Below are 6,000 nucleotides of genomic sequence, written 5' to 3'. Positions count from 1 at the left end.
TCAAGATGAGATTTCCCAACTTCGGTTATAAGATCCCTCAAAGATGATGAGGTTAATAGGTTCGAGGTGGAAGTGCAGTAATGTATGGAGCTGACGAATACTAATCGATCGAAGACTTAATCAATTTAAAAGATTTTTTACACGGTAATGTTTGGTTACCTAATTTTCTTACTTATCTAGTTTTGAAAGTATAATATATATTTTCATTTGTCTGGTGACGATGGCAAAGAGGTCACACCTGTTCCCATACCGAACACAGAAGTTAAGCTCTTTAGCGCCGATGGTAGTTGGTCTTACGGCCCGTGAGAGTAGGACGTTGCCGGGCAATATAAAAAGAGATCCGAAAGGGTCTCTTTTTTTGTTTATTATTTGTTTAATTTATTACTGAGTGGGCTGTAAATAGCAAATACAGCCCACTCACCACGAATTTTCAACATTAAATAAAAAGCAGTTATAAAAGTATGTTAAAATAAATATTATTTATAAAAAGGTGACAATATGAATTTAACGATTAATGATATTAATGATACAAAATGTATTGCAACGATTTTAGCACAACATGTTAAACCGAATAATGTAATTTTATTAAAAGGAGACTTAGGTGTTGGTAAAACAACATTTAGTCAATTTTTTGGTGAGGCTTTAGGTGTTGAAGGTATTATCAGTTCTCCAACTTTTAATATTATTAAATCTTATGATGCACGTTTGCCTTTTCACCATATGGATTGCTACCGCTTAGAAGGTGCGGAGGATGATTTAGGTTTTGATGATTATTTCTATGGTAATGGTGTGTGTTTGGTTGAATGGCCACAGATGATTGAAGATTTTTTGCCTGAAGATTATTTAACAATCGAAATTTTGCGTGTAGATGAGATGCGTAGAGAAATGATGATTGTTGCTAATGGAAAACAATCGGTGCAGTTGTTGGAGGTTTTAAATGATGAAATTACTAAACATTGATACGAGTAACCAGCCATTGTCTGTAAGTATTACAGATGGTATCGAAGTATTGGCTGAATTTAATAGTGGTATGCGAATAAATCATTCTATTACTTTAATGAAAAAAGTTGAAGAACTTTTGGCATTTTGTAATTTAACGATGAAGGATATTGAAGGGATTTGTGTAGCAAAAGGACCTGGTTCGTATACGGGGTTAAGAATTGGTGTAACTGCTGCTAAAACTTTGGCATATACTTTGAATATTCCGTTGTATTCTGTGTCTAGTTTACAAGTGATGGCTGCTACTACGAGAATGCATGATTTTTTAATGATTCCAGTAATTGATGCTAGAAGAGATCACGTATTTACGGGTACATATCGTTTCAAAGGAACACATTTAGATACAATCACTGAGGATCGATATATTTCTATTGATGCATTAAATCAGGAATTAATGGCACAGCATTTGCCTTATTTATTTATCGGTGTGGATGCTGAAAAATTAAAAGATAAATTAAAGGGGCCGACTTTTTACACACTACCTAAAAGTTCAGAAATGCGTCGCATCATCAATAAAGAGTATCCTGAAAATGCATTTACTTTTGAGCCGGCTTATTTAAGAATGTCGGAGGCGGAACGTAATTGGATAAAAGCGCAGGATTAACAATTCGTAAAATGATAGAGACTGATGTACCTGCAGTCTTTGAAATAGAAAAGCGTGCATTTCCTAAAGGTTCGTGGACGATTGATGCTTTTTATCATGAAGTGTTACATAATGAGCATGCACATTATTTTGTGATGACTTTAGATGATATGGTCATTGGTTATTTAGGCATGTGGATTGTGATTGATCAAGCTCAAATTACTACAGTCGCTGTTTCAGAAACAGTACGTGGTATGGGCTATGGTGCATTGTTATTAGAATATGTGATGAATTATGCACGTTTGACTTGTGAGATGATGAGTTTAGAAGTAAGAATTGAAAATATTGCGGCACGTGGTTTATATGAAAAGTTTGGATTCACATATGGTGGAGTAAGACGTGATTATTATGGACCAGGTGAAGATGCTAAAGTAATGTGGGTGAAATTAAGATGAGTGATACTAAAATATTAGCAATTGAAACAAGTTGTGATGAGACAGCTGTCAGTATTGTGCAAAATGGTTACCAAGTGCTTAGTAATGTAGTAAATAGCCAAATTGAATCTCATAAACGATTTGGTGGCGTTGTACCTGAAGTCGCTAGTCGTCATCATGTGGAGAATATTACAATGGTGATTGATGAGGCGTTGCAACAAGCACAAATGTCAATGGATGATATTGATGCTGTTGCAGTTACTGAAGGACCTGGATTGATAGGTGCTTTATTAGTTGGCATCAGTGCAGCGAAAGCATTGGCTTTAAGTCATAATAAGCCATTAGTACCTGTCCATCACATTGCTGGTCATGTTTATGCAAATCATATCGAGAAAAGATTAACATTTCCTTTATTAGCGCTTGTCGTGTCTGGCGGCCATACTGAATTGGTTGTGATGAAAGATCATTTAGACTTTGAAATTATTGGTCAAACACGTGATGATGCAGTAGGAGAAGCATACGATAAAGTTGCGAGAACAATTGATTGCCCGTACCCGGGTGGTCCACATATTGACCGCTTGGCTACCTTAGGTGAAGATAATTTAGAGTTACCAAGACCTTACCTTGATGACAGTTATGACTTTAGTTTTAGTGGTTTAAAAAGTGCTGTCATTAATAAATTACATAATTTAAATCAAAAAGGGATATCTTATAAAAAAGAAGATGTTGCAGCGAGTTTTCAAGCGAGTGTGATTGATGTTTTAACTGAAAAAACATTTAAAGCTCTAAAGGCATATGACATCAATCAATTATTGATTTGTGGTGGTGTTGCTGCAAATAGAGGATTACGTGAAAGAATGACAACTATGTGTGAAGCTGAAGGCATCGAATTAATGATTCCTAAAATGAATTTATGTACAGATAATGCGGCAATGATTGGTGCAGCTGCTTATTATGTATATCAAAATCAACACTTTGCTGACATGTCATTAAACGGAAAATCAAATATGAGCATACATTAAGGAGTGAGACATTATATTGTCTCCTCCTTTTTTGTACACATTTTCCCTACAGAACATATGTACTTATGAACAAGATGTCAACAAATTGTGGATAACTTTTTGTCAATAGGTACTTATACACGATAAATAACTTTATTTTTATGTGAAAAAATGTGGATAACTAGGATAACTTTGTGGATTATTGTAGTTATGGGCTTTTTCTTGTGAATAAAAATGTGCACAAAAAAACCGACAAAAAGTCGGAATTTTTGCTTAAGATTCTAATTGTATTTCTAGTTCGCTCCATTGTTCGATAAGCGATTCAAGTTCACTTTGATTTTTTGTTAATGTTTCATTTAAAGCGTATGCTTTTTCATGATCATTAAAATTTTCTGGTAATGTTAATTGGTGCTCAATTGTTTCATTCTCTTGTTCGATTTGCTCAATCATTTGTTCTATTTTTTCTTTTTGACGCTCTAATTTACGTCTCTCTTTTTGCGAAGATTTTTGAGCTTGGTAATCGTTCGGTTGCTTTTCAATTATTTTTTCATCAACTGCTGACTCGAGCACACGTTTTTCTTCAAGTTTTTCTAAATAATATTGATAATCGCCTAAATACAAATCATTACCTTGTGGGTGAATATCTACGATTTTTGTTGCGATTTTATTAATGAAGTATCGGTCATGGCTGACAAATAGTAATGTACCTGGATAATGAATTAATGCATCTTCAAGCACTTCTTTTGCATCTATATCCAGATGGTTTGTCGGCTCATCAAGAATAAGTACGTTATTGTTCTCAAGGGACAACTTTGCAAGTTGTAGTCTTGCCTTTTCGCCACCTGATAAATCATTTACAATTTTCTTTACATCATCTTGCACAAATAAAAATCGACCTAATACTGTTCTGATTTCTTTCTCAGGTAATGTCGGATAGTACTGCCATAATTCTTCTAAAATTGTATTATTCGATTCAAATTCTGCTTGCTTTTGGTCATAATAACCAATTTGTAAATTGGCACCATACTTCACTTCACCGCTTAATGGGGGAATTAGTTTGGCAATCGTCTTAATTAATGTCGATTTACCGATACCATTTGGTCCAATAATCGCAATACTATCTTGCTTAGAAACATCTAATTGGATATGAGAACTAATCGGTGCATCGTAACCAACTGTTAAGTCATCTAATTTAAGGACGTCATTGCCTGTTTCTTTATCGAAAGTAAATCTTAAAGTCATTGAGTGGTCATCTAATTTTGGATTATCGATTTTCGTCATTTTTTCTAAGACTTTACGTCTTGATTTAGCCATTCCTGAAGTAGAAGCTCTAGCGATATTTTTTTGTACGAATGTTTCAAGACGTTTGATCTCATCTTGTTGCTTTTCATAGGCTTGCATCATTTTTTCATAATGTGCATCACGCTGTTCGATAAACTTTGAATAATTCCCAACATATTTTGTAACTTGGCCAAGCGCAACATCATATACAGTATTCACGACTTTATCCAAGAAGAAACGGTCATGAGAGATGATGACAATAGCACCTTCATAAGTTAATAAATAATTTTCTAGCCAAGCAGTTGTTTCCATATCTAAATGGTTCGTCGGTTCGTCTAGAAGAAGTAAATCAGGCTTTTTTAATAACATTTCTGCTAAGGCAAGTCGTGTTTTTTGTCCGCCAGAAAAAGTGTCAATTTTTTCATTGAAATCAGCTTCTGAAAAGTTAAGTCCAGTTAGGACCTGTTTGATTTTATGTTCGTAAGTATAACCATCAAGTGATTCAAATCGATTGTGTAGTTGATCATATTGTTTTAATTTATTTTGATATTCAACAGAATCAGCTTCGTGGCTATGTTCACTTAAATATGAAGTAATATAATCGATTTCATTTTTGAGTTGATCAAGATGTGCAAAAGGTTTTTTCATGGCTTCATACACAGTTCCTTCTGCATTAAGTGTCATTGCTTGTGTTAAGTAACCTAATTTTATATTTTTTGAAATACTTAAATTGCCTGAGTCAAAATTTTCTACGCCGGCAAGAATTTTCATTAAAGTTGTTTTCCCAGCACCATTACGACCAACAATGGCAATGCGGTCATTTGATTTGACTTCAAATTTCACATTCTGAAAAATATCGTCACCTGAGAAACTTTTTGTTAAGTTCGATGCTTGTAATAATATCAATTGATTCACCTCGTTAATATTGTACATTAGTTATCATTTATAGGGAATTCCTTTAGTGATTTTTGTGAAATAACTCATAGTAAATGCATAATGAATCTGTTATAATATTTATGCTGTGAAAAATATCACAAATAAAATTGGAATCAGGTGGACGTATGACTAAGGAAGATGTAAAAATTCCAAAAGCAACATTAAAGCGACTACCATTGTATTATCGTTTTGTTAATACTTTATATAATTCAAATGTAGATCGTGTTTCTAGTAAAGAATTAAGTGAAGGGTTGCAAATTGACTCAGCTACCATTAGACGTGATTTTTCTTATTTCGGAGAATTAGGGAAAAAAGGTTATGGTTATAATGTAAATTTCTTATTAAACTTTTTTAAAACAACATTACAACAAGATATGATAACAAAAGTAGCAATTATTGGTATTGGTAATTTAGGGACTGCGCTTGTGAAATATAACTTCTCAATCAATGACCGCATGAAAATCACTGCAGCATTTGATGCAAGCCCTGAAATTATTGGCAAAAAAGTGGGAAATTTAGAAGTATTCGATATGAAGAATTTCGAAAAAATTGCCAATGAAACTGGGGTACAAGTTGTGATTTTAACGGTGCCAGGAAATGTCGCACAAGATGTCGCAAATTTAGTGACAAATGCCGGAATTAACGGTATATTAAACTTTACACCAGAACGTTTAACTGTACCTCATGGTGTACACGTACACCATATTGATTTAGGTGTCGAGTTACAGTCATTAATATTCTTTATGAAAAATCATTAGGGGGATTT

At 33.8% G+C, this 6,000-nt stretch carries 6 protein-coding genes and 2 rRNA genes; 7 read left to right on the top strand and 1 reads right to left on the bottom strand.

Going from position 1 to position 6,000, the window contains the following annotated elements; genetic code table 11:
- The 6 genes from ER639_RS08755 to tsaD all read left to right on the top strand — a co-directional run.
- A 23S ribosomal RNA gene (locus tag ER639_RS08755) occupies positions 1-124 on the top strand; the annotation flags it as partial.
- 86 nt (positions 125-210) lie between these two features.
- Positions 211-325 (top strand): 5S ribosomal RNA (gene rrf, locus ER639_RS08750).
- Between the two features lie 173 nt (positions 326-498).
- Positions 499-960: a tRNA (adenosine(37)-N6)-threonylcarbamoyltransferase complex ATPase subunit type 1 TsaE gene (gene tsaE, locus ER639_RS08745; protein WP_129065406.1), complete on the top strand. Its 462-nt coding sequence runs from the start codon at positions 499-501 to the stop codon at positions 958-960.
- Positions 938-1,603 (top strand): tRNA (adenosine(37)-N6)-threonylcarbamoyltransferase complex dimerization subunit type 1 TsaB, encoded by a 666-nt coding sequence (tsaB, locus tag ER639_RS08740; protein ID WP_240664017.1) that lies wholly within the window; start codon positions 938-940, stop codon positions 1,601-1,603. Before tsaE ends, tsaB begins: the two co-directional genes overlap by 23 nt.
- A gap of 11 nt (positions 1,604-1,614) precedes the next feature.
- A complete protein-coding gene (gene rimI, locus ER639_RS08735) occupies positions 1,615-2,037 on the top strand; it encodes a ribosomal protein S18-alanine N-acetyltransferase (protein ID WP_129065412.1) in 423 nt (140 codons plus the stop codon).
- On the top strand, positions 2,034-3,038 hold the full coding sequence (tsaD, locus tag ER639_RS08730) for a tRNA (adenosine(37)-N6)-threonylcarbamoyltransferase complex transferase subunit TsaD (protein ID WP_129065405.1): 1,005 nt from the start codon (positions 2,034-2,036) through the stop codon (positions 3,036-3,038). Before rimI ends, tsaD begins: the two co-directional genes overlap by 4 nt.
- 252 nt (positions 3,039-3,290) lie before the next feature.
- Here tsaD and ER639_RS08725 read toward each other — a convergent pair whose 3' ends face one another.
- On the bottom strand, positions 3,291-5,204 hold the full coding sequence (locus ER639_RS08725) for an ABC-F family ATP-binding cassette domain-containing protein (RefSeq protein WP_129065404.1): 1,914 nt from the start codon (positions 5,202-5,204) through the stop codon (positions 3,291-3,293).
- Positions 5,205-5,359: 155 nt separating this feature from the next.
- Between ER639_RS08725 and ER639_RS08720 the strand changes: the two genes are divergently transcribed.
- A complete protein-coding gene (locus tag ER639_RS08720) occupies positions 5,360-5,992 on the top strand; it encodes a redox-sensing transcriptional repressor Rex (RefSeq protein ID WP_129065403.1) in 633 nt (210 codons plus the stop codon).
- Positions 5,993-6,000 lie beyond the last annotated feature (8 nt).

Source organism: Macrococcus sp. DPC7161, from assembly GCF_004117835.1.
Lineage (GTDB): Bacteria > Bacillota > Bacilli > Staphylococcales > Staphylococcaceae > SDSC01.
Note: the sequence above shows the minus strand (reverse complement) of the source record. Positions and strands in the feature narration are given on the sequence as shown.